This is a genomic window from Nocardia bovistercoris (assembly GCF_015674855.1).
Classification (GTDB): Bacteria; Actinomycetota; Actinomycetes; order Mycobacteriales; family Mycobacteriaceae; genus Nocardia; species Nocardia bovistercoris.
The window spans coordinates 283,980-306,980 of the sequence record NZ_JADMLG010000002.1; the positions used below are offsets into that span (position 1 = coordinate 283,980).

Genomic DNA, 23,001 nt, shown 5'->3' on the forward strand with positions numbered 1-23,001 from the left:
GAGTGTCAGGCGCGAGCCGACGAATTGGTGGACGATGCGTTGCCGCCGCGGCCCGAGCGGGCGGCCTCGGCGGCGAGGACGACGTTCTCCGCCTCGAACACGACCTCGGAGTTCGAGGACGGACGCGGACGGCGCAGGAACACCACCCATGTCACGAGGGCACAGGCGACATAGAAGGCCATGAACACCCAGAACGCGGTGGTGGCGGATTTGGTGGAGGCGTAGGAGGAGCGCAGCACCAGATTGATGCCGACGCCGCCGAGGGCGCCGATCGCACCGACGAAGCCGATGAGCGCGCCCGAGGTGTTCTGCGACCAGGCGGCGCGGGCAGACGGGCCGGCGTCCAGGCTCTTGCTCTTGGCCTCGAAGACCGAAGGAATGATCTTGGTGACCGACCCGTTGCCGATGCCCGACAGCACGAACAGCGCGATGAACCCGATCACGAGCGCCGTCATCACGCCGCCGGTCGGCACGCCCTTGTTGTTGTCGCCGAGCGTGCTCGCCACCGCGACCAGCACCGCCGCGGCCATCATGGCGCCGAAAACGAAGAGGCTGACCCGGCCGCCGCCGATGCGGTCGGCGAGCTTGCCGCCGTAGGGGCGGGCCAGCGAGCCGAGCAGCGGGCCGATGAACGCGATCTGCGCGGCGTGCAGCGCGGCCTGAGCGGCGGTGTCGCCACCGGCCTTGAAGCTGATCTGGAGCACCTGGCCGAAGGCGAAGCTGTAGCCGATGAACGAACCGAAAGTGCCGATGTAGAGGAACGCGATGGCCCAGGACTGCGGCACCTTCAGCGCGGTGAGCATGTAGGACAGGTCGGCCTTCTGATTGCGCAGGTTGTCCATGTACAGCGCGGCGCCGACGCCGGCGAGCGCGACGAGCACCAGGTAGACCGCGCAGATGATCGAGGCGTGGTCGTTGCCGAGGGTCGCGATGACGAGCAGGCCGATCAGCTGGATCACCGGCACGCCGATATTGCCGCCGCCCGCGTTCAGGCCGAGGGCCCAGCCCTTGAGCCGCTGCGGGTAGAAGGCGTTGATATTGGTCATCGACGAGGCGAAGTTGCCGCCGCCGAGGCCCGCGAAGGCCGCCACGACCAGGAAGGTCGTGTACGAGGTGCCGGGCTGGTTGATGAAATACAGCGTCAGCAGGGTCGGCACGAGCAGCAGCAGGGCGCTGAAAATCGTCCAGTTGCGCCCGCCGAAGCGCGCGGTGGCCACGGTGTAGGGGATCCGCAGGATCGCCCCGACCAGGGTCGGCACCGCGACCAGGAAGAACTTGCCCGCCGGGTCGATGCCGTATTTGTCGGTCGGCATGAACAGCACCATCACCGACCAGATCGACCACACCGAGAATCCGACGTGCTCGGCGAAGACCGACCAGATCAGATTTCGCCTGGCGACATCCTTACCGCCCGCCTCCCAGGCTTCGACATCCTCGGCGTCCCAGTGCTCTATGTCGCGGTTCCGCGTCAGCGTGCTCAAGAAGGGCCTCCCAAAATCGGTTAGGCCCAACGGTAGGAAACAGGTATTGCCGAAATGCTGCGCGAAATGTCGCCCGAATCAACGGTTGCTCACGATTCCCGCGACACCGAGGTGAGTTCCGGGCGAATGTTTCGCCGATGTGACGCAACGGTTTCCACGAGTGACAAAGGCCCACTTCCAGGCAGATTCCCGCGGTGAGATGTGACGTGCACAACCGTTGCGAACACAATGGCGCGATCCGCACGACGCCGCAACTCGAAGTGTGAGGAGCTGTCGCCGAATTGTCGTATTACGCCGTATACGCCCGTCGCGGGGTATCGGTTCGCGCATTCCAGCCATCCTCGAGCACACGCGGCTTGCACGCCTGCCACGCGCCGATCAACAGCACCACCTCGGCCGCGCCGAGCAGCGCGAACGGCGCGAGCCAGCCGCCCGTAGCGGTGTGCAGCACGCCGAACAGCAGCGGCCCCGCGCAGGCCACCGCGTAGCCGACGCCCTGGGTGAATCCGGACAGCGCCGCCGAACCCGCCGAGCTGCGCGTGCGCAGATTGATCAGCGTGAGCGCCATGGGGAAGGTGCTCGGCCCGAGCCCGAGGATCACCACCCACAGCACCGGCGCGCTCATCGGCGCGAACAGCAGTCCGGCGAAGGCGACGAAGAAGCAGACGCCGAACAGCGCCACCAGCGGGAACGGATTGCGCACCCGCGCGACCATGGTCGGCGCGCTCAGCGCGGACACCAGTCCGACCAGGGCGAACAGGCCGACCATCGTGCCGCCGAAGGCATCGCTCGCGCCCGCCTCGGCGAGGATCTTCGGCAGCCAGGCGAACATCGCGTACGTGATGAGGGAGGTCATGCCGAACATGGCCGCCATACCCCACGCCACCGGCGAGCGGCTGATCCGTCCGCCCGCGGGCACGGGCGTTTCGGTGACATCGAGCCTGCCGCGCCCCCGCAGCACACCGAACCACGGCAGCGCCGCGGCGAAGCCGAGCAGCGCCCACAGCCCCACCGAGACCCGCCAGCCGTGCGCCTGCGCGACCGGGACCGCGATCAGCGCGGGCACAACGGTGCCGAGTTGGACCATGGTGATGTAAAGCGAACTCAGCACCGCGACACGATCCGGAAAATAGCGCTTGACCAGCGGCGGAATCACCACGTTGCCGATTCCCATGCCCGCGAGGGCCAGCGCCGACAGCGTGAGCAGACCCGCCGTCGCACCGACCATGGCACGCGCGAGCATGCCCGCGCCCGCCATCAGCATGGCGATCAACGCGGTGCGTTCGAGGCCCGCGCGCCGGACCAGAGCCGGGGTCAGCAGACCCGACAGCGCGAACATCGCGGTGGGGATCATGCCGAAGACACCGACGATCGCGGTGGAATAGCCGATCTCCGCCCCGATGCGCTCGGCCAGCGGACTGAAGGCCGTGACAGCGACCCGGAGGGTGAGCGCCGACATCACGATCGCCGCGAGCACCAGCGCGCGCCCTTCGAACAGGGTGCGCGCACGCGGCTCGGCGGCGACGCCGGAAGGGCCGGTCGCGATGTCGGGGAGAGTAGCTGTCACCGAGAAATCATAGGATGACCGGATGATAGGCTGCAATACTTTGTGATCGGCGGTACTCTGATGCGGTGCAACCAGTCCGGCGCACCAGCCTCATCGCTCAGGTCACCGAGCAGCTGCGTGCCGAAATCCGTTCGGGCCGTTGGTCCATCGGCTCCCGCATCCCCACCGAACCCGAGCTGACCGAACTCACCGGGACCGGCCGCAACACCGTGCGCGAAGCCGTCCAGGCGCTCGTGCACGCGGGCATGCTCGAACGCCGCCAAGGATCGGGCACCTACGTGATCGCGGCCTCCGAAGTGGGCGGCACCCTCGCCAAATACTTCGCCGACGCCGAAGAACGCGATGTGCTCGAACTTCGCCAAGCCCTCGACACCACCGCCGCCGCACTCGCCGCCCGCCGCCGCGATGACACCGACATCGCCACCCTGCGGCGCCTGCTCACCGAACGCGGCGAGAACGCCGTCGGCGCGGGCGACATCGCGGCCATCACCGCCGATGTGCAACTACACCGCGCCATCGTGGTCGCCAGTCACAACGCGGTCTACCTCGAGTTCTACGATTCACTGCTGCCGACCATCGAACACGTCATCCATTCACGCACCGCGAGATCCGACGACTCCTACGACGCCGAACACCGCACCCTCGTGCAAGCCGTCATCGACGGCGACGCCGAACGAGCCGCGCAAGCCACCCGCTGCTTCCTCGGCTCGCTCATCGCCGAATATCCTGAACCCCGCTAACGGAATTCGCCAGGCGAAATCCACGTAACCAAGGGGTCACCGAGCGCCGTAACGCGATGTGAGTCGGATTTGCCGGCCACGCAACGGAGCGCCATCGGGGCGCAACAACCGGCTTCTACCTTTGTCTCGAACCGCAGCGAGGCAATCGAGAGGAAGCCCCGATGACTGCCACAGTAGCCCCCGCCGACTCGGCGACCCCGACATTCACCCACCAGAGCCGAGGACGCTGGCTCGAGAAATGGGAACCCGACAACACCGAATTCTGGGAATCCGGCGGCAAACTCACCGCACGCAAGAACCTGCTTTTCTCGGTGTTCGCTGAGAACCTCGGCTTCAGCGTGTGGGTCATCTGGGGCACCGTGGTCACCAGCATGGGCCTGGCGGGCTTCGACTTCCTCGCCGGACTCGGCAAAGGCAACCCCACCGCGGTCAGCAACGCGCTGCTGCTCACCTCGACCCCGACCCTCGTCGGCGCCGCACTGCGCATTCCCTACACCTTCGCCATCCCCAAATTCGGCGGCCGAGCATTCACCGCGTTCAGCGCGGCCATGCTGCTCATCCCCACCCTCGGCCTGGCCTACTTCGTGAACCAGCCCGGCACCCCCATGTGGGTGTTCATGGTGCTGGCCGCGCTCGCGGGCGTCGGCGGCGGCAACTTCTCCTCGTCGATGGCCAACATCTCCTTCTTCTTCCCCGAAGGCAAGAAAGGCGCCGCACTCGGCATCAACGCCGCGGGCGGTAACCTCGGCGTCGCGCAAACCCAGCTGATCCTGCCGCTGCTCATCACCCTCGGCACCCACATCATGGCCAAGGACCCCGCGGGCTACCGCTTCGGCATCACCCTGTCGGTGCTGGTCTGGATCCCGTTCATCCTCTTCGCCACCTTCGGCGCGCTGCGCTACATGGACAGCATCGGCACCGCCAAATCCGATGGCAAGTCCTACAAGCGGGCGCTGACCAACCGGCACACCTGGATCATGTCCTTCCTCTACATCGGCACCTTCGGCTCCTTCATCGGCTTCTCCTTCGCCTTCCCCACCCTCATCAAGGCCAACTTCCCCGACCTGGCGAAGATCGGCTGGATCACCACCGTCGGTAACCTCGCCTTCCTCGGCGCCCTCGTCGGCTCCTTCAGCCGCCCCTTCGGCGGCTGGGTCTCCGACCGGGTCGGCGGCGCGAAGATCACCGTCTTCGTCTTCGGCGGCATGTCGGTGGCGGTGGGGCTCATCATGGTCGGCCTCGAGATGAAGAGCTTCCCGGTCTACCTGATCGCCTTCCTGCTCCTGTTCGTCCTCACCGGCATCGGCAACGGCTCCACCTACCGCATGATCCCCTCGATCTTCAGCGCCGAAGCCAAGAAGTACGCCTCCGAACACGGCATGGACCTCACCGAAGCCGCCGCGTCGGCCCGCCGCCAAGCGGGCGCGGCCATCGGCGTCATCGGCGCGATCGGCGCCTCCGGCGGATACCTGCTCCAACAAGCACTTCGCCTGTCCAACATCAACTTCGGCAGCATGACCCCCGCCTTCTGGGCCTACGCCGTCGCCTTCCTCGTCATGGCGAGCGTCACCTGGTTCTTCTACCTGCGCTCCAGTTTCGCCGTCGGAAGGATCGGTTCGCTGGCCTACGCGAAGGTCTGATACCGCCCGCCTCCGAACCCGAATGCCGCCCCTCCCGTCCGAGGGGCGGCATTCGCCGTGTCAGCGAGACGACGAAAGTTGGCACATCATGTGAGTTCGGGGCACATGATCTCGTGATTCCCGTGGCGTTGCCGACGAAGTGCGGGCACACTTTCCATGGCGACCCTGTGCACGCCGATAGTCGACCGGGGGAGGTGGTCATCTTGAGAATTCGACCGCGGCAACAACTTCTGGACCTGTGGCGAGCGGTACTCGCCTACTCGTATCGCGACGGGGAGTGGCACTGGGGCGGACGCGACGGATCCAACTCCATCAGCGACGCCGAGCAACTGCTGTGCCTGCTGTATCCGGCCACCGAGGTCGACGCGTTCCGACTCGACCAGCCCGACGAAATCGAGCCCGACGCGAGAGAGGCGCTCGAACTCTTCGGCGAGGAGAGCCGCATCGGCGGCATCCTGGTGAACGTACTCGAGGACTACCTCGACCGCTACACCGGCGACGACGGACATCCACATTTCGGCGCAGGCAGCTATCTGCATTCGATCAACGGAATTCCGCCCAGCGACGCCCAACGGGGGCTGGAAGTCGTCGACTCCTATTCGATGTCGGTGAGCCTGTGCATCGCGTCCATGCGCTTCCTGCGCGGATTCGAGCGATTCGTGCGCACGGAAGTTCGGATGGAGGCCAGACAGTTACGCGACCGCATCCCAAGGGTGACGGAGAAGGTGTCCGATCGCCTCACCGCGGCGATGGCGGGGCTCGTCCGCAGCTTCGTGATCCACACTCCCGAACCCAAATCAGTTACGGGTCAGGCGATCCTGACCATGATCAAACAGAGCGAAACACCGGCCGACGAACTCCTCGCGCAACTGTCGTCCCGACTGGAACGGCTGCGAGTACAGGCCGCCAGCGAAATCCGGCTCGCCCAATACGACCAGAGCGAGGTGGCCGAAGGAACACGCATCGATATCGCCGACGACAGACGCCTGTTCGAGTGCGGGTGGAGCTGGGGCGTGGTCACCACCGCCGCAGGCATCGATTTCGTGCCGAGTCATGCGGGCACCGCGCCGGGCAACGCCGATCCCCGCCCCTACCTGTACTTCTCCACGGTCGCCCTGGACGGCATCAGCGACCTTGCCTCCCAGCGCATTCGAGAATTGGATCTACTCAACCGCGACCAGCGTGTCCTCGCCGACGCGCTCGCCCTGCGTTTCGAACTGACCCGCACCTACTGGTCGACCATCGCACGATTCGACAGCGGTCACTGGCCCCTGGAAGACATTCCTTGGCGCACCTCCGACGAGGACGAATCCGACTACTACAGCCTCGCGGTCTCGGCCATGCTCATCCAGGATCTGGTCTTTCGTGACAGCACCGAGGATCTCGCGCGCACGGTCGCGATCTTCGACCAACTCGCCCGCCGCGGACGCATCACCAGCCGCCTCACCTCCGGTGACCAAGCGGCCACCCTCCACCACCCCGGAGTTCAGCTGCGGCTCACCGGCAGCAAAGGCATCGGCGGCGGTCCGGAATTGCACTGGTACGCACCAGACTTCGCGACGATGATGCTGAAGCGCTGCGTACAGGCCGCCAGCCTGCGGACCGATGTCAACATCCGCGACCAGCTCACAGCGCTCGCCGAATCCGCGATGGGCCACCTCGACAATTTCATGCTGCGCGACGGGCAGGCACGAGGGCTCTGGGACGACCCGAGCCGATTGATCGACTCGACCGTCCCCCGCCCCGACGAACCCTCGTGGTTCGTCACCGAACGAGTGATGGAATGCCTCGTCACCGCGTTCGACACCTTCAGCCGGCCATCATTGGCGCCCAAATCCATGGTCTCCCGCGCGGTCGATCTGCTCAGCGAAGCCGAACACCTGCTCAACCAGGAGGAACTAGAGGTCGAAGGCGACGACCTGTCACCACGGCAGAACCGCGTCAACCAGATCAGACAAGCACTCGATCGCGCCCGCCGAATCCTGCACGAGCGGCCGGGAACCGCGTACGCTCTGGCCACCCGTGCCCTGACAGACCTGGACGAACTGGCGTACGCGCGCCAGGACGCCAACCGGTAGAGGAGGGGATCGTGCTGGTCTTCGCCACCTCCGACAAGGGTGGCACCGGACGCTCGGTCACCAGTTGCAATATCGCATACCGACTAAGCCTGTCCGGGCGCAACGTGGCCTACGTCGACTTCGACTTCGGGTCCCCCACCGCGGGAGCCCTTTTCGAGATCGGGTCGATAGAACGCGGTATCTCCACCGAGCCGGGTACACACGTGAGCGGGGTGCACAATTACCTGCTCGGCCGCAACGGCTCGCCCGCACGTGTCGATGTCGCGAGCAATACCGACCGGACCGAACTCAAGCGCACGACCCAACGCGCCGGTCGACTCGTCCTGCTCCCCGGTGACGAAGGCGGCGCGGAGTTCCTCACCTGTGACGAGGAGATGGTGGAACGCTGTGTCGAATTGCTGGCCGCGCTGGACCAAGAGTTCCGCGTCGTCGTAGTCGATCTCAGCGCGGGACGATCCGTCGCACTGGAGATCGCATTGAAAGCGACGATCCAGCCCGCGCTGCGGCGCCGCACCGCCCGCTGGCTGATCTTTCACCGCTGGACCCGCCAGCACGTCCTGGCAGCCGCCGGACTCGTGCACGGACCGAATGGATTCCTGGAAGCCGGTGTCGAATACGGCCACACCGACGCAGAATTGCTCGGATCAGTGCGCTTCGTGCGCACCGCCGTCCCGACCACGGTTTCCTATCTGAGCGCCGACCACCCCGCCCAATCGACCTGGTTGCTGGAACAGGACGCGGCGCTGCGCCGTCTGGCCACCGCCAACCGCCTCGGCACCACCTCGGTGCTCGGGGCCACCCCCGTCGAGCCGGTTCTGCAATGGCGCGAACAGCTGGTCCTCGATAGCGATGTCAACGCCCACATCGCCAAAGCCGAAACCACCCAGGCGTATATCGAACTCGCCCGCCGCCTGGTAGACGACACCGCCTGGGAGATGCTCTAGATGCGGCACACGCAGAGCTACAGCGAGGCTACGGATCTACTGCGGATCGCTGCTGTTCCGTTGTCCCATTTGTCCATCGAGGTCGGACATTTCTATCTCACCGACATCATCGATGACATCGGCAGGGTCGAATCGGAATTCCGCCGGATGGTCCCGTTGGTCACCACGTTCACCGAGTCGGCGCGTGTCCGGTTCGGGCCGACCGCCCGTATCAGCACCTGTTACCTCCTCGACGACTACTTTTCGCCGGACCGGAACGCGGCGGAAATCCTCGACAAACTGCTGAATGCCGCCAGCGCCGCCGGACTAGTCATCGACTACCTCGTCCGCGAATCCGGCTGCGCCCAGATTTCGCACTTCAACGACGGCGTGCCAACCGGTGAGCCGATTCCGGTCGCGGAGATGGTCGCCGCGCAAATCGTCGCCGAGCCGGCCCCACAGGACAAATCGCGTGACCGTCCCACGGATCGCCCCGGCTGGCTCTGCAACGGCCGCCGCTCCTCCGAGCACGACCCGATGCAGGCCATGCGCAACAGGCAGTACCTGCCGCCAGAGGAATTCGGCCGCCGCGAACACACCATCTTCCTCGACGTCGAGTTGTGGAACATCCGCACTGCCGACGGTGTCGAAACCACCCGGTGGTCGTGCGCCTTCCTGGCCGCCGTCTGGCATCTGCTCCGACTCGGAGTGCTTCGCTATCACGGGGCGCCCGTGATCGTCGCACACCCGTGGCACGGCGAACCATGGCCGCAGCGGTGGCACGACGTCCCACCGCTGATCCAACTCAATCCCGACGCAGAGCCGTTCGCCGCCTACCGGACGCTGTCTATGCTGCCCAAGCTCTACATCGGCGTCGAACACGCAGTCAGGCTGATCCTCGACCACCTCGACCTCGACGAGGATGTGGTCACCCAAATCATCGCGAGCGCCGCCGCCGAAGCCGCTCCCGTGACCATCTCCCGCAAGATCAGCGACCGACTGTCCCACCTGCTCCTCGACGGAGCCTGAGATGAGGGGCACGCTGGTCGTACTCGGCGAGGTCCGCACGTGCCTGCTACCGGCCATGGCCGCCGTCAACCGAGCCGAGGCGAACGACTTGCTGGCATTGATGCCCGGCCGCGTGGTGCGTTGGAAGGAACGCCCCGGCCGACTCGCCATCTCCCCGGCCTTGGCGGTGGGCGTCGACTGCAACCTGACCGCAGGAACCGGGACCCCCCGCATCGTCGGCACGGTGGCGACCAACGCAACCCTGGTAGGAGGTCGAATCCTGCAATCCTCGTCCCACACCCGCGTCGTACGCGCCACCGAGCGCCAGCGGCAGACCTGGTCGCATTACATCAGCCAAAAGGGCGTAACCGAACTCATCGGCCCCCTCCCCGAGCGCGACACCGCCCCTGAAGACCTGACCGAGGGGTACCTGGCCGCCCGTGCCGAGGAGGACTCCCTCGACCTCGCCACGATCACCGCCCGCCTGCTGTCCCGCATCACCGCCGACGCTCGACTCGACCATCAACCACCCCTGCAAGCACGTACCACCCGACTGCGCTGGGCCGCCCGAATCGGCGGAAGCAGCGGTCCTTCGGCGACCATGCTCGTGGACGACGAAGAGGTCCGCTCGATCCGCCTGGTCCTGCGCGAAGCCGACGATCTCGATGCGGCACAACGCTTCTGCGAAGACCTAGCCGCGCACGACTGGTTACTGACGACATTGGTCGACATCCTCGAGGAAGCCGACCGCTACCCTTCCGCCAGCCGCGAACGACGAGAGATCCTCGCCCCCGCGCTGGAACACCTGACCGGATTGTGGATGCCGGGCGGACACACGCCTGCCGCGACGCGAACGCTCTGGAAGGAGTTACAGAACGAGCCCGGGTTCACCAGACAGTGGACCACACTCGTTTCGAGCCTGCGCGACAATATCGCCGTCGCGACACTGGCCGCCCTTCGCTAGCTATCGACCAGCCCTCGCCAAAGATTGATTCCGTCTGAACCCCGTCATCGGTTCCGGCTGATCCGTAGCACCGGCGGGGGCGACACCGTCGCGGATCGGTTCATCGTCTCGGGAACCGTCCGCCGAATGGTAGAAAACATCGGCGGGATCCAGCGTACGCTCCATAATGTCACGCGACCCATTCGAACCGAAATATTCCTCATCGGAATCGACCTTTTCGAATCCGACCTTCTTGAACAGTTTCCTGGCATGCTCGTTCGCGGGTCGCACTGTCAACGTGACCACCTCGACATTCGCAGCCACGCACTTGTCCAGAGCGAACAGGAGCAAGCGTCGACCGAGACCGCGTTCTCGATACGATTCGGCGACGGCGAACGTGAACAACGTGGCCTTGCCCTCCTTCGCGAGGACCAACACGTACCCGACGACTCCACCGTCAACAGCGACTACCCATTCAGACCCGTGATGGGCGAACAGTTGACGTAATGCCACCGAACCGTATGGCTGCTGTCCCGCGAAAATCGTGTGCTCCAGGACCCCGATCGCCTCAAGATCATTCAGGCATGCCTGCCGAAGGTCTGTTCCGTGCGGCATCTGCCCTCCTTCGTCGGATGTAGGACGGCCGAAGCCGCGTAGCCAATGCGAACTCGGTTTCGGACGGAGGATCTCCAAGGCTCTCATACCAAGCGAAAGAATATCGTCCTACTTCAACATATCGCACGATCGTCAGCACATCGCCAGGTTCCGTCATCCTCTCGATCCCACACGCAATCTTGCGAAAGCAAGCGCGGTACTCGACTCTGTTTCCCAGAAGATTGCTCCGTAAACATCTGCACCGCAGCTATTCTGCGGCGACGAGCAAACTGTTCGGTTTTCTGGACTGGAGATGTCCACCGATGCACACTCTAGAAACGACGACGTTCGGCACGATCCGGTCGTGGGGTGAGACATCGGAATGGCAAGGCGGTCACGGGCACGGCCCTGGAGAGAGGGGAGCCGGTGCGCGCGCATGTCCATAGCGACCGCGGCTAACCGTGAGAATCGCATCGACAACGGCCGGGGGACCGAATGTTCCGACAGGCACAACAGGACGATCTCCAGATGATGGCACGAATAGAACAAGAGTCGTTCGGGGAACTGGCGTATCCGATATTCGTTCTACGCCAACTGTTCGACCTACACGGCCGCCATTGGATCGTCGCATACGACAGTTCGAGCATCCAGGGCTACGCCATGGTCTGCGTCGACTCCGACTATTGCGCATGGATCTTGGGGCTGGGCGTATCGCTGCTCTGTCGTGGACGCGGACTCGGGCGGGGATTGCTCGGGCGAGCGATGGACCAATGCAGGCGCTGCGGTGCCGAGCGCGTGCGCATCACCGTCCGACCCGACAACGCCATCGCCGCGCAGCTGTACCGCAGCGCGGGCTTCATTCGAATCGACTACGAGGAGAACTATTTCGGCGCGGGCAACCCGCGCGAAGTGCTCGAACACACGCTGGGCAACGGTGTCCGCCCGTGGACACGGGCGGACACCGGCGACCACCAATGGATCAAGCAGTCGGGAAGACCGCAGCCGTAAGCGAATTTGGCCGCTATCGTGGAACTCGTCACATTTACAGCAGCGGTTGCTGTCCGGGGGGAACCATGATTGAGAACGCGCACCGCGACGAGACGCCGCTGGGGGTCCGGAGGATGACCCAACGCATCAGATATCGCGCCCATGGATACTGCGACCTGATCACGCAGCCCGACCAACCCGGAAACACCCTCACCTCGGGCTCGCTTCTGGCTGAATTCCATCATCAAGTCGAGAAACTGGTGCTCGACTACGAGAACGAGGAGATCCCGGCTCGCGGCGACGCGCTGATATTCGGAGACATCTACAACGAGTACAAGCAACCCGGTGAGTACACCGAACCACCGTCCGAAAACGGACCGACCGAGACCGATGATCGAGGGGACGCCGTCACCAAGGCGATCACAAAACTCCTCGCACTGGAGACGGAGTTCCGAGGCCCCCGAGAACTGAGCGTCACTCAGAATCACCATCTTGCCAAGTGGTACGAAAAGCTCGGACACACCCTGCGCACCGTCGACCTGCCGTCGCATGCCGCACTCGCCTTCAAGCGCGCGACCCGGCTGCACGGTCTGGCCCAGGATCCCTCCGCGCAGGACAGATGCCGACTGAAGCGGGCGCGGGCGAAGCGTCGCGCGACCACACCCGCCTGGAAGCGCATCCCCGGCTGGGTATCGGACGCGCTCTGCGGCTATGGTTTTCTCCCATTCCGGCTACTGTTCTGTGTTGTCGTGCAGATGGCGCTGGTCACCACAATCTTTCTGATCGTCGAAGACCAGTCGTTCGGCACATCGTTCCAGATGTGCGTCACCAACTACCTCGCTCCGGTCGGGCTCCCCTATCTCGACAGCAAGAACATCGGAGTGGGCGGCAGAGTCGTACTCAATATTGAGGCGTGGATGGGCATCGTGACCACCTCGGTGTTCTTCGCACTGCTCGTTCGACGCTGGTTTCGCATCTGAACTCACACCTCGTAGCCGATTCTGTTCGGTCGCGTCGCGCTCCACATCGCCATCATCACGCGATTGCGCAGATGTGCGACAGAGTTCCGCCATTCGGCGGTGAGAGCCGCGTCGGCCTGGAGTTGCGTCCACAAGCCTCGCAGCTCGGGCGGAGTATGCGCTTCCGGCAACCACAGGTGGGCGAGATGCTGCAATACCGGGGCGATGATCTCGGTCGCCTCAGGGGAGGCAGGGCCTGCCAGATCAGCGCGTTCGATCGCATCGGTGAGCACCGTGAGCAACCAGTCGTGCACCGCGAGATCTTCGCAGAAACGCTGCGCGTCCATCAGCTCCGGTTCGGACGGCACGACTATCAGCGCCGCGCGCACCACATCATCGAGTAACCGGAAGGAGACTCGGGGTGAATCGACGTCACCGATGCGGGCGGCCCAGCGCAACCGAGTCGTCCCCGCGCGCAACGGCGCACGTCCGAGCCGTCGCATGCCGATGTCGTTGACCAGGCCCGCGGTTATCGACTCGAGATCGAGTGTCGGCCCGCCGCGCGTCGCCAGAAATCCCTCGGTCAAACGGGCGCTGGTGGCGTCGGAGACCTTCGCGATCACCTCGAGAACACCCGCACGCGCGAGATAATGGTCCCAGCCTTGTCTCTTGTCGTGAGCCGAGCGGACGACAGTGCAGCGCGCCGAACTCTGCAACACTCGACCACCGACCACCACACCCCTGCGGGCCACCGTTCCGATCGCACGGACCGCGGGGTGGGAAGGCGCGGCCAACGCGCAGTCGACACCGTTCAACACTTCCGACGATATGCCGAGCGATATGGGCCGTGTCCGCCACCGCACCCGATGATCCGGATCAAGTGCGAGCAGGTCCTCGACTTCGCCGCGTTGCAACGCGACAGCCGTCGGCAACAGTAGGCTGCGGACCTCACCGAAGACCGCGAGGATGCCGTGCGATAAAGAGGGTTGCGCGGCGTAAGGCGGCGTGGACGGCGCCGGTTCGCCCCGAAGGCGAGGCTGCGCTGTCGCACTGCGTGCGATCAAGCGTGCGGCACGATCACGGCTCGCACCGGCCTGTCTTGCCCTCCGGGTATGAGGTGAACGGGATACGTCCACCTCAGGTTCCGGCCAACAGGTAGTGCGCGAGACGTTCGGCGACCCGCCGCGGCACCTCTACGTTTTCGCCGCTACCGCGCCGAACCACCTGCTGAACGACATCCTGATCGAGATGGACGTGGTCGAGGATCACTCGCACGGCGTGCTCGATCTCGAGGTACCGCTGCGGCAGAATCGACAACGACCGATACGCGGCGAACGGCTTGGCCCCCTTGTTGAGCTTAACGACGGCGGGTAGGTCGGCCCATCGATCCGGCCATAGCTTCTTCGGATCCCACAACATAGGCTCCACTACGGGTCTGCCATCGACGCGGAGCACACCCAGGCGCATCAGCTGCCAAACCGCCGCGAGAAACGGGCAGGACCATTTCCGAAGGGTATCCGTTCGCCCATTCATATCGCTGGCAGGTGTCGTCGACATCTCGACATCGAGGAATATCGAGTGGAAGCGCCTGCCCATCTGCTCCGGCGGTGTGGGAGGCCGCTCGGGATGCATGGCTTGACCGGGTTCCGCACCGGTCGACCGCACTCCGTTGCAGAGCCATCCTGAGGCCGTGGTGGGCGGCACGCTGCCGTTCTCCCACGCTCTGGGTTCCGCGACGATCCGGTCGCGCACGATCTGTGCCAGAGGAATCTCCGGCATGAAGACCGCCCCCTCGCGCATGACCGCAGGCACCTCGGCGCATCCCGCTTCGCGAGCGAGGTAGTCGATGGTCAGGCCACATTCCTTGGCCACATCCAGCACCTTCGGGAGAATCAGGCGGGGATCGGTATCCGAGCGAAAGTAGTCATCGATCAAGAAACAAGTACTCACCCGAGGGCGGCGGCCGAACTCGAGCTCGGCCGCCCGTACGAACCCGTCGAGCAGTGCGACGATACTGCGGAACTGACTCCGAATATCGTCGGTACCGTTGACCAACTCCCCCATGAGGAAATGACCGACTTCGATCGACAGATGCGACAACGGCACGGCGCTGATGCGTCCATGCTCGGTCGCCTCGCTGTAGCCCACCACATTCTCCATGTGGTTGGAGACCTTCCTTCCTGATAGCGTCGACGGTTGCTTATGCGAGTGCCTCAGTCTGGACCCCACATTCGCGCGTCGAGCAGTGCTTCGGCGAGCAGATCGAATGCTTCGACGGTTTCCCGATTGGCGATCTCCCTCTGCACATCGACATCGAGGATCAGCTGCTCGCGCCACTGCAGCATGGGCTCGACCGGGATCGTACCCAGAAGTGCACTGGCCCCGACTCGTAACTCACCGGCGAGTTCGTTCAGTATCCGGTCCTGCTGGTGCAACCAAGCGGCCTGTGGCGCCGAACCTCCGCGCAACCGATCGACCTGCGGGACCACCGTTCGCACGAACCGAACATCCTTCAGCAATTCTTTGCCGTGCCCGGCCTGTCTACCGCATTCGAGCAGTCCGTGTGGACCATACACCAGGCTGTTGGCGGCATAGATGTGTTGGCGTGTCCACCGATGGAAGACAAGCCAACGCACCGTGCGGTCCTTCAGCGCCTTGTCCGCGGTCGCACTCAGGACGATATCCATGGCGAGGGAGCGACCGGCGCTGAGATCCACGATGGATACGTCGAATTGCTCGTCGACCTCGCGCAGTAGGCGCACGCAACGACTGATGACATCCGCGTCCTTTTTGCGATCGAACTCCCCACCGCCCTGATCTCCGGGGAACAGCACCAACTGTCCGCCGCGACCACGAATGCGTCGCATGTCCTCGCGATCGGTCGCGTCCCGCACATTGACTCGCGCCGGGGTGCCTGCCGTGCCGAGCAGATACGAGTGCAGCCCTTGGCCGTGCTCGGCTTCGGCGCCCTGCGGCCGGACCGGTGCGACGCCGCGCTCGTATCCACCGAGCTCAAACAATGCCCCCGCCGTCGGTGAGCCGAAATCGAAGTCCAGATACGCGACACGCCTACCTCGAGACGAAAGTCGGTAACCCAGATTGCAGCTCGTCACCGACCTACCCGTACCTCCCTTGTCGGAGGTCGCGAACATGATCATCGGATTACACATTCCTCGTGGCGTCACGGCGCGCGGCGGCGAGCTTGTCCAGCTCGCGCAGCGCGTCGAGGGTATGCACAAAAGTCGTCGCGGCGTCTTCACGGATCAATCGCCGGGCCTCATCGATATTGCGCTCCACACCGTCGAGCGCGGCGCGATTATCGGAATAGTCATCGACGCTGACGCCGAGCATCTCCTGGTCGAATCGATGCTCGGCGGTGTTGAGCATGACTCGCGCGACCGTCTGTAGTTCCGGCCAGTTCGGTGGTGGTTCGCGATAGGTGTGCTCAGCAGCGACCAGACACTCGATCACACGCTCGGTCATATACCACGAAGGCATATGCTCTTCGGTATGCGAGCCGTCGGAGAAAGCGCCGGCCGGGTCGTCCCACAGGCCGATCGCGCCCCTCCGCAATATCCGCGAATGTAGATGGTCCATAGTCGATTTCGACAGCTCCATCAGCTTGTCCCTGGCCGCCACATTGTTGGACAGACGCGCCGCTTGCAACATGCGCTTGAGCAGCACCGCCGAGAAGTCCGATACCTGCCAATGCAACAGAGGACCGTTGTCGACCCGCTCGGTTCCACGTAACCTCAGCAACACGCCCGGCCGATGTAACAGTACCGAAGGATCGTCCTTCATTGGACGACGGATGATCCGGCCGCGACCGGCGAGCTCGTCGAAAATCGCTACGGCCCTGGTCAAGTCGTCGTCGGAGGCATTGCGCCGCACGAGATCCTCGATCAGTACGGCGGAAACGATGAGGCTGTAGTAGTCGGACTGCTCGCCATCGGAGGTCTGCCACGGAATATCCTCGAGCGGCCAGCTGTCCTCGCCGAATCGCGCGATGATCGACCAGTAGCGTTGCGTCAATTCCCAGCGCGTGCGCAAAGCCTGTGCCAATCGGTGCTGAGTCTCGTCGAGCAACCCCAACTCTCCGGCCCGTGGCGATACGAGGTCGTTGATGCCGTCGAGCGCGACGACGGTGAAATAGAGGGACGGCCTGGATTCTGCGACACCGGCAACCGTGCCGATCGGCGAATCGACGAAGTCCACCGGACTTGCACCGATAGGAATCCCCCAACTCCAACCGCATTCGAACAGCAGTGACTCGTCCTCCAGCTCCCTGACAGACTCCTCCTGTCCGAGCGATACATCACTGCGCAGCCGAGCGCGCACCCGTTCCAGACTGGCCCTGATACCGGTGATCACCGTCTGCTCGGTTCGGCCAGTCGGGTTCAACATCTCCAAAATCGACTGTCCCTCATGCGATTTTGGACGCATCGTATTGACGACGAAGCTGCGGACCAGACCGGTCATCGCTGCGGTGAGGCGCCTGCTCAACTGTACGGACAGCTCGTCTATCTGCTCGGTGAGCTGACCGGGCCTTGCCCTGGGTCGATAGTCACGCAGGAATCGCAGACCCGCCATGCACACCGTCAACGACATCGAAAAGGAGTCGACGATCTCCAACTGTTGCTGGACCCTGGTGGGTTCACGCCCTTCCTCACCGGAACGCACATAGCTTCCCCCCGCGAAGATCGGGAGCCCGTCCTCGGTGGAGTTCTTGCGGACATAGGAACTCAGCAGCAACACGATGAAAGCACCGATTCGCGTTGTACCACCGATCGATTCGAATACCGACTGCACATCCTGTTCGATTCGATCCGGATCGTGCAAAGCGAAGATGTCGATCTCGGTCGCGGGGTAGAGTAAACACAGTAGCTGTTCGGAATCACTGATCGAGTTGGAACCGTGGACTCCGCCCCACTCCCACTCACCATCCTTCCAACACGCATTGATCATCGAGCGCCAGATCCCAAGGATCTGCTCCCTCGGTTGGATACGCATTCGCCGCCGTCCTCGAAAACCCCTCGTAGCGGGCCGCTTCGGTCCCAAGTCAGACATTCTCGACCCAGCGGCGATGATCTGCAAAAGATAGCACGCCCGTACATCTAGGACGGTAGGCCATCGGTGCTCGAGCGCCCGAAATGTCCGCCCAACGCTGAAGATTCGACCTTCCGGTCACAATGTCAATCGAACCATGTCTGCGGTCCGCGACAAGCCGGGGAACGCCTGCGGTGTCGATCGCGGATGCAACGCGTGCACGGCCAATCGGAACATCACCGCGCGCAACAGCATTTGGGGCCACTCCGGAAGATCGGACCACCGTTCCATGAGCCCGTCGTCGGCGCCACCCCACGCCAGGGCATCGACCACCGCGACACCGGCCGCCCACGGAGCCGGACGCCAGTACGGAGTGATGTCGGAGAGGCCCGGGGTATAAGGGCCGTCGAAAAGAACTGTGCCGAACAGATCGCCGTGCACGAGTTGAGCCGGGGTCTGCACCGGCTTACGCAGAGTGGCGAGTTGGCCGATGAGTTCCATGCTGCGTTGCCCGTCGGGGCTCGTAGGGGTGGGGCTGCCGCCGCCTCGGAGGGTGCGCAGCGGGACGGCTTCCCAGGCGGCTCGGTCGGCGGCTACGAAGACGTCGACATCCACCCAGGGGGCCACGGGCGGCTGGACGAGGAACCGGGGACGTTCCAGATTCGCGGTAGCTTGGTGCAGACGCAGGGATACCGAGACGACCTCGTCGTGGCGGGGTTCGGCGGTGCCTTGCAGGAATGTGTCGGCGCGCCAGCCGGATACGACGTAGCGGCCGTCGGTGGCGCGGACGGGGCGGGCCAGGCGCAGGCCGTCGACCGAGAGGTTTTCGCGGACCTTGGCCGACCACGCGGCGCGTGCGTGATCGGCGACGGGGCTCAGGACCACGTCGCCGAGGCGCCAGCCGCCGTCCCAGTCGCCGAGGGAGACGGGGGTCACTTCGCGTAGACCGAACGTGGCACGGACGTGCTCGGGAGGTTCCACAGAAGTCACTGCGGTACCGTACCGCCGGTCGGGGCCTGCCCTACGGAGCCACACCGACGGTCCGTACACCCACCCGTCTCGTGCCTCGCACCCACCCCACCCGAGCACACCGCCCCAGATGACGCTAACCTCCGCCGCACGGCAGCACCTCCGCCGCACGGCAGCACCTCCGCCGCACGGCAGCACCTCCGCCGCACGGCAGCACCTCCGCCGCACGGCAGCACCTCCGCCGCACGGCAGCACCTCCGCCGCACGGCAGCACTACCTCAATCGGTGCCTTCGGTCGAGCACCGAAAGCGCCGGGGCACCGTCAGTAGACCGGGAGGGACTTGTCCACCTGGTTCGCCCACGCGACGATGCCGCCTTGTACGTGGGTGGCGTCGGCGAAGCCCGCTTTCTTGAGGGCGGCGAGCACTTCGGCGGAGCGGATGCCGGTCTTGCAGTGCAGGACGATGGGGCGGTTCTGGGGGAGGTCGGAGAGGGCCTCGCCGGAGAGGATGCGGTCCTTCGGGATCAATTTCGCGCCTTCGATGTGGACGATGTCCCATTCGACGGGTTCGCGGACGTCGATGAGTTCGATGTCCTTGCCCGCGTCGAGGAGTTCCTTCAGTTCGCGGGCGGTGATGGTGGAGTCGGCCGCGGCGGCTTGGCCTTCGTCGGAGACCACGCCGCAGAACGCCTCGTAGTCGATCAGTTCGGTGATCGGCTGACGTTCCGGGTCGCGGCGGAGTTTGATGGTGCGGTAACTCATGTCGAGTGCGTCGTAGACCATGAGTCGGCCGAGCAGCGGGTCGCCGATGCCGGTGAGCAGTTTGATCGCCTCGGTGACCATGACCGAACCGATGGACGCGCACAGCACGCCGAGCACGCCGCCTTCGGCGCAGGACGGGACCATGCCGGGCGGCGGGGCCTCGGGGTACAGGTCGCGGTAGTTGATGCCTCGGTCGTCGGGCGCGTCCTCCCAGAAGACGGAGACCTGGCCTTCGAAGCGGTAGATCGAACCCCACACGTAGGGTTTGCCCGCCAGTACGGCCGCGTCGTTGACGAGGTAGCGGGTGGCGAAGTTGTCGGTGCCGTCGACGATCAGGTCGTAGTCGGCGAACAGCTCGACCGCGTTGTCGGGTTCGAGGCGGATCTTGTGCAGGTTCACGGTGATGCCCGAGTTGATCTCGCGGATCGAGTCGCGGGCGCTGTCGGCCTTGGGGCGGCCGATGTCGGATTCGCCGTGGATGATCTGGCGCTGCAGGTTCGAGGCGTCGACCTCGTCGAACTCGACGATGCCGAGTGTGCCGACGCCGGCCGCGGCCAAGTACAGGAGTGCGGGGGAACCGAGGCCGCCCGCGCCGATCACGAGCACCTTGGCGTTCTTGAGCCGCTTCTGCCCGTCGACGCCGAGATCGGGGATGATCAGGTGGCGACTGTAGCGGGCGATCTCGTCGGTAGTCAGCTCAGCGGCCGGCTCGACGAGCGGCGGCAGGGACTTCGATGATGACACGTCCAGGACTCCTCGAATCGAATGGGCCGGGCACGGCGCGGCATATGTCCATGATGCAACGTCGGCCGCCGAACCGTTCTTCCCGCCCCGGCGCTCGCCTCAGCCGCGCGGATACGGCCAGGGGTTGAACCGGCAGCGTTTGCCGTCCATGGGAACGACGCCGTCGGGGTCGAGCGCGGCGATGTCGTTGTTCTTGGTGCCGAAGGTCTGCTGCATCATCACCGGCGCGAGTCCCCCGTCGGTTTCGCACGGCTGATGCTGGTGGTAGCCGATGGCATGGCCGACCTCGTGGTTGATCAGGTACTGCCGGTAGGAGCCGATGTCACCTTCGAAGGACAGGGCGCCGCGCACCCAGCGCACCTCCGACAACACGACCCGGCGCAGGTCGGCGTTGAAGCAGGAAGAGTCGATGGGGATGTCGAATCCGCACGCCTTGCGGGTGGAGTCGCGCGAGGTCAGGGAGATGCGGAAGTCGGGTTCGCCGCGGTCGATGCGGCGGAACGCGAACTTCTTGTCGTGCGACCAGCTCTTCGGGTTGGCCAGGGTGCTGTCGACCATGGCCGCGACCGCGGTGTCACCGCCGAAACCCGAGGTGTCGACGCCGTCCTCGATTTCGACGGTGTAGCTGAAGTGCAGTTCGGCGCCTTCGCCGAATTCCGGGCTCGAGCCCGCGACGGTGTGCCAGAGGCCAGTACCGGTCTCGGTGAACGGGCCGCCTTCGGGTAGTGCGCCGGTGGGTAGGTCGGTCGGGAAGTGGCCGTCGCCGGGTGGTGCGCCGATGATGCCCGCCGACGCGGCGCGCGGGCTGAGCCGTCCGAAGCCGGGTGCGCCGGACGCGCTCGCTGTCTCGGCTCCGCCGTTGACGGCGTCGACGATCACCAGCACGGTCACCACGAACAGCACGGGCAGCGCGTAGGCGCGCCAGCCGTAGGTGGAGATGAAGCGTCCGAGTGGGCTCTGCTTCTTCACGTCCCGGTCGGGGCGCGGGGCGCGATTGCCGCCGTCACCGGGCGCGGTGGGGTCCCAGCGGGCGCGCAGCGGCTGATGCGAGCGGTCGGGGGTGTGCAGGCCGAGCGGATCGTAGACCTCGACGTCGGTTTCTTCCTTGACCGCGAGTTCGGCCGTCGTCCCGGTCTCCGGCGGCGCGTGCTCGGCTGTCGGGTCGGGACCGCCTCGGTCGCCCGCCGCTGCGTCGTCGTAACGGCCCGCCGCTGCGTCGTCGTAACGGCCCGCCGCTGCGTCGTCGTAACGGCCCGCCGTGCCGCCGCCGGTACGGCCGGGTTGCACGCGATCGCGCTTACGTCCTCCGATCCTGGAGCGCGGCCGCCCTTTCGCGGATTCGGAATGCGCCTCGGACCTTGCCACGGAGTCCGACACTACGGTTCCGAGGGCCGAGGAGCGAATGGGACGTGAACTCGAGCACCCGCCGGACACCACGGGGAGGCCGGAACCGCGGATCCGGATCTGCAGACGCGGAGGGTCACGAACACAGGTTCTCACAGCTCGAGCCCACGATCGCGCACGACCGAGCTCCGACGCGCACGACTTCGGCGACGACAGCGCCGACACCTGTGCCGAGAGCACCGGCGAGCGGTGGGACGAGACATCGGCGACACATTCGACGGGACATCGGACACATTCGACGGAGACATCGGTGACACATTCGAGACCGTCGTGCGATATACCTCAGGAAGTGGATCCACATGAGCGACCCCGGTCGGCATGCGGGCCACGACCGGGTATCGTTCTTGTGATACCCGGTGCGCACATCCCTTCTTACCGGGGAATCGACTGGGAGAGCCGAAATGACCGACCTCGTGGACCGGATGACGTCCCGTAGAACGTCGTCCGAGGCCATGGCACCGACGAAACGCGGTACTCGTCTGCCGCGCGACGAGCGGCGCCAGCAGCTGCTCCATGCTGCCAGTGAGGTCTTCGTGCTACGCGGGTATCACGCCGCGGGCATGGACGAGATCTCCCAGTGCGCCGGTGTCAGCAAGCCTGTGCTGTATCAACACTTCGCCAGCAAGCTCGAGCTGTATCTCGCGGTGCTCCAGAGCTACGTCGACATGCTGGTGTCGAGTGTGCGGCAGGCGCTGCGTTCGACCACCGACAACCGGCAGCGCGTGCGCGCCGCGGTCGCGGCCTACTACGACTTCGTCGACAACGAGATGCAGGGCTTCCGCCTGGTCTTCGAATCCGACCTCACCAGCGAGCCGCAGGTGCAGCGCCGGGTCGAGCAGGCCACCGAGGCGTGCGTCGACGCGGTGTTCGACCTGGTCGCCCACGATTCGGGACTCGACCCGTACCGGGCCCGCATTCTCGCGGTCGGGCTGGTCGGCGCGAGTCAGTTCACCGCGCGCTACTGGCTGGAAGCCGATCGGCCGATCCCGAAGGACGAGGCCGTCGACACCACCGTCGCCCTGGCGTGGGGCGGTCTGTCGCATGTGCCGCTGCATCCGCTCGACGGTCAGCCGCGCACGCTCGGATCCTGAGTCTTCGTAACCGACGAAGCCCCTGAACCCGACCGAGAGGTCGAGGGCAGGGGCTTCGTTCGTC

At 65.0% G+C, this 23,001-nt stretch carries 19 protein-coding genes; 9 read left to right on the top strand and 10 right to left on the bottom strand.

From position 1 onward, the window contains the following. Window positions 1-5: 5 nt before the first annotated feature. Both IT779_RS05310 and IT779_RS05315 read right to left on the bottom strand, forming a co-directional pair. Window positions 6-1,481 carry a nitrate/nitrite transporter gene (locus tag IT779_RS05310; protein ID WP_196148043.1) on the bottom strand — a complete coding sequence of 492 codons (1,476 nt, stop codon included), beginning with the start codon at window positions 1,479-1,481 and terminating at the stop codon, window positions 6-8. A gap of 289 nt (window positions 1,482-1,770) precedes the next feature. Further along, complete coding sequence (locus tag IT779_RS05315) at window positions 1,771-3,048, bottom strand: MFS transporter (protein WP_332838669.1); 1,278 nt, start codon at window positions 3,046-3,048, stop codon at window positions 1,771-1,773. A 65-nt stretch (window positions 3,049-3,113) separates the two neighbouring features. Here IT779_RS05315 and IT779_RS05320 point away from each other — a divergent pair, with 65 nt between their 5' ends. The 6 genes from IT779_RS05320 to IT779_RS05345 all read left to right on the top strand — a co-directional run bounded on the left by IT779_RS05320 (window position 3,114) and on the right by IT779_RS05345 (window position 10,401). After that, on the top strand, window positions 3,114-3,788 hold the full coding sequence (locus tag IT779_RS05320) for a FadR/GntR family transcriptional regulator (protein WP_196148044.1): 675 nt from the start codon (window positions 3,114-3,116) through the stop codon (window positions 3,786-3,788). A 161-nt stretch (window positions 3,789-3,949) separates the two neighbouring features. Beyond that, window positions 3,950-5,428, top strand: a complete 1,479-nt coding sequence (locus IT779_RS05325; protein ID WP_196148045.1) for an MFS transporter — start codon at window positions 3,950-3,952, stop codon at window positions 5,426-5,428. Between the two features lie 203 nt (window positions 5,429-5,631). Next, a complete protein-coding gene (locus IT779_RS05330) occupies window positions 5,632-7,506 on the top strand; it encodes an SCO2524 family protein (protein ID WP_232541460.1) in 1,875 nt (624 codons plus the stop codon). A gap of 11 nt (window positions 7,507-7,517) precedes the next feature. Next, window positions 7,518-8,450 (top strand): SCO2523 family variant P-loop protein, encoded by a 933-nt coding sequence (locus IT779_RS05335; protein WP_196148046.1) that lies wholly within the window; start codon window positions 7,518-7,520, stop codon window positions 8,448-8,450. After that, window positions 8,451-9,458, top strand: a complete 1,008-nt coding sequence (locus IT779_RS05340; RefSeq protein ID WP_196148047.1) for an SCO2522 family protein — start codon at window positions 8,451-8,453, stop codon at window positions 9,456-9,458. It abuts the gene before it with no gap. A gap of 1 nt (window position 9,459) precedes the next feature. Further along, a complete protein-coding gene (locus tag IT779_RS05345; protein WP_196148048.1) occupies window positions 9,460-10,401 on the top strand; it encodes an SCO2521 family protein in 942 nt (313 codons plus the stop codon). Here IT779_RS05345 and IT779_RS05350 read toward each other — a convergent pair whose 3' ends face one another. Beyond that, window positions 10,402-10,995, bottom strand: a complete 594-nt coding sequence (locus IT779_RS05350) for a GNAT family N-acetyltransferase (protein ID WP_196148049.1) — start codon at window positions 10,993-10,995, stop codon at window positions 10,402-10,404. 507 nt (window positions 10,996-11,502) lie between these two features. On the opposite strand from IT779_RS05350, the gene IT779_RS05355 reads away from it, so the two are divergent. Then, window positions 11,503-11,982, top strand: coding sequence for a GNAT family N-acetyltransferase (locus IT779_RS05355; RefSeq protein ID WP_196148050.1), 480 nt, complete (start codon window positions 11,503-11,505; stop codon window positions 11,980-11,982). Window positions 11,983-12,047: 65 nt separating this feature from the next. Beyond that, window positions 12,048-12,941 (top strand): hypothetical protein, encoded by an 894-nt coding sequence (locus tag IT779_RS05360; protein ID WP_196148051.1) that lies wholly within the window; start codon window positions 12,048-12,050, stop codon window positions 12,939-12,941. 2 nt (window positions 12,942-12,943) lie between these two features. Here IT779_RS05360 and IT779_RS05365 read toward each other — a convergent pair whose 3' ends face one another. The 7 genes from IT779_RS05365 to IT779_RS05395 form a co-directional block, all read right to left on the bottom strand. Continuing rightward, window positions 12,944-14,056, bottom strand: a complete 1,113-nt coding sequence (locus tag IT779_RS05365) for an SCO2521 family protein (RefSeq protein WP_332838670.1) — start codon at window positions 14,054-14,056, stop codon at window positions 12,944-12,946. Window position 14,057: 1 nt separating this feature from the next. After that, on the bottom strand, window positions 14,058-15,068 hold the full coding sequence (locus tag IT779_RS05370; RefSeq protein WP_332838671.1) for an SCO2522 family protein: 1,011 nt from the start codon (window positions 15,066-15,068) through the stop codon (window positions 14,058-14,060). 65 nt (window positions 15,069-15,133) lie between these two features. Beyond that, window positions 15,134-16,090, bottom strand: coding sequence for an SCO2523 family variant P-loop protein (locus tag IT779_RS05375; protein ID WP_232541461.1), 957 nt, complete (start codon window positions 16,088-16,090; stop codon window positions 15,134-15,136). Next, on the bottom strand, window positions 16,083-17,930 hold the full coding sequence (locus IT779_RS05380) for an SCO2524 family protein (RefSeq protein ID WP_232541462.1): 1,848 nt from the start codon (window positions 17,928-17,930) through the stop codon (window positions 16,083-16,085). The genes IT779_RS05375 and IT779_RS05380 overlap by 8 nt, the downstream gene beginning before the upstream one ends. 174 nt (window positions 17,931-18,104) lie before the next feature. Further along, on the bottom strand, window positions 18,105-18,956 hold the full coding sequence (locus IT779_RS05385; protein ID WP_196148054.1) for a TIGR02569 family protein: 852 nt from the start codon (window positions 18,954-18,956) through the stop codon (window positions 18,105-18,107). A gap of 301 nt (window positions 18,957-19,257) precedes the next feature. Then, window positions 19,258-20,442: an adenylyltransferase/sulfurtransferase MoeZ gene (gene moeZ / locus IT779_RS05390; protein ID WP_196148055.1), complete on the bottom strand. Its 1,185-nt coding sequence runs from the start codon at window positions 20,440-20,442 to the stop codon at window positions 19,258-19,260. A 99-nt stretch (window positions 20,443-20,541) separates the two neighbouring features. Then, window positions 20,542-21,807: a DUF3152 domain-containing protein gene (locus IT779_RS05395; RefSeq protein ID WP_408637724.1), complete on the bottom strand. Its 1,266-nt coding sequence runs from the start codon at window positions 21,805-21,807 to the stop codon at window positions 20,542-20,544. Window positions 21,808-22,247: 440 nt separating this feature from the next. Between IT779_RS05395 and IT779_RS05400 the strand changes: the two genes are divergently transcribed. Next, window positions 22,248-22,937, top strand: coding sequence for a TetR/AcrR family transcriptional regulator (locus IT779_RS05400; RefSeq protein WP_196148056.1), 690 nt, complete (start codon window positions 22,248-22,250; stop codon window positions 22,935-22,937). Window positions 22,938-23,001 lie beyond the last annotated feature (64 nt).

What these genes read in the sequence shown, in the direction of transcription:
- IT779_RS05325 (WP_196148045.1), top strand. Translation starts at nt 3,950, where the DNA reads ATGACTGCCACAGTAGCCCCCGCCGACTCGGCGACCCCGACATTCACC.
- IT779_RS05340 (WP_196148047.1), top strand. Translation starts at nt 8,451, where the DNA reads ATGCGGCACACGCAGAGCTACAGCGAGGCTACGGATCTACTGCGGATC.
- IT779_RS05345 (WP_196148048.1), top strand. Translation starts at nt 9,460, where the DNA reads ATGAGGGGCACGCTGGTCGTACTCGGCGAGGTCCGCACGTGCCTGCTA.
- IT779_RS05350 (WP_196148049.1), bottom strand. Translation starts at nt 10,995, where the DNA reads ATGCCGCACGGAACAGACCTTCGGCAGGCATGCCTGAATGATCTTGAG.
- IT779_RS05355 (WP_196148050.1), top strand. Translation starts at nt 11,503, where the DNA reads ATGATGGCACGAATAGAACAAGAGTCGTTCGGGGAACTGGCGTATCCG.
- IT779_RS05360 (WP_196148051.1), top strand. Translation starts at nt 12,048, where the DNA reads ATGATTGAGAACGCGCACCGCGACGAGACGCCGCTGGGGGTCCGGAGG.
- IT779_RS05375 (WP_232541461.1), bottom strand. Translation starts at nt 16,090, where the DNA reads ATGTGTAATCCGATGATCATGTTCGCGACCTCCGACAAGGGAGGTACG.
- IT779_RS05380 (WP_232541462.1), bottom strand. Translation starts at nt 17,930, where the DNA reads ATGCGTATCCAACCGAGGGAGCAGATCCTTGGGATCTGGCGCTCGATG.
- IT779_RS05400 (WP_196148056.1), top strand. Translation starts at nt 22,248, where the DNA reads ATGACCGACCTCGTGGACCGGATGACGTCCCGTAGAACGTCGTCCGAG.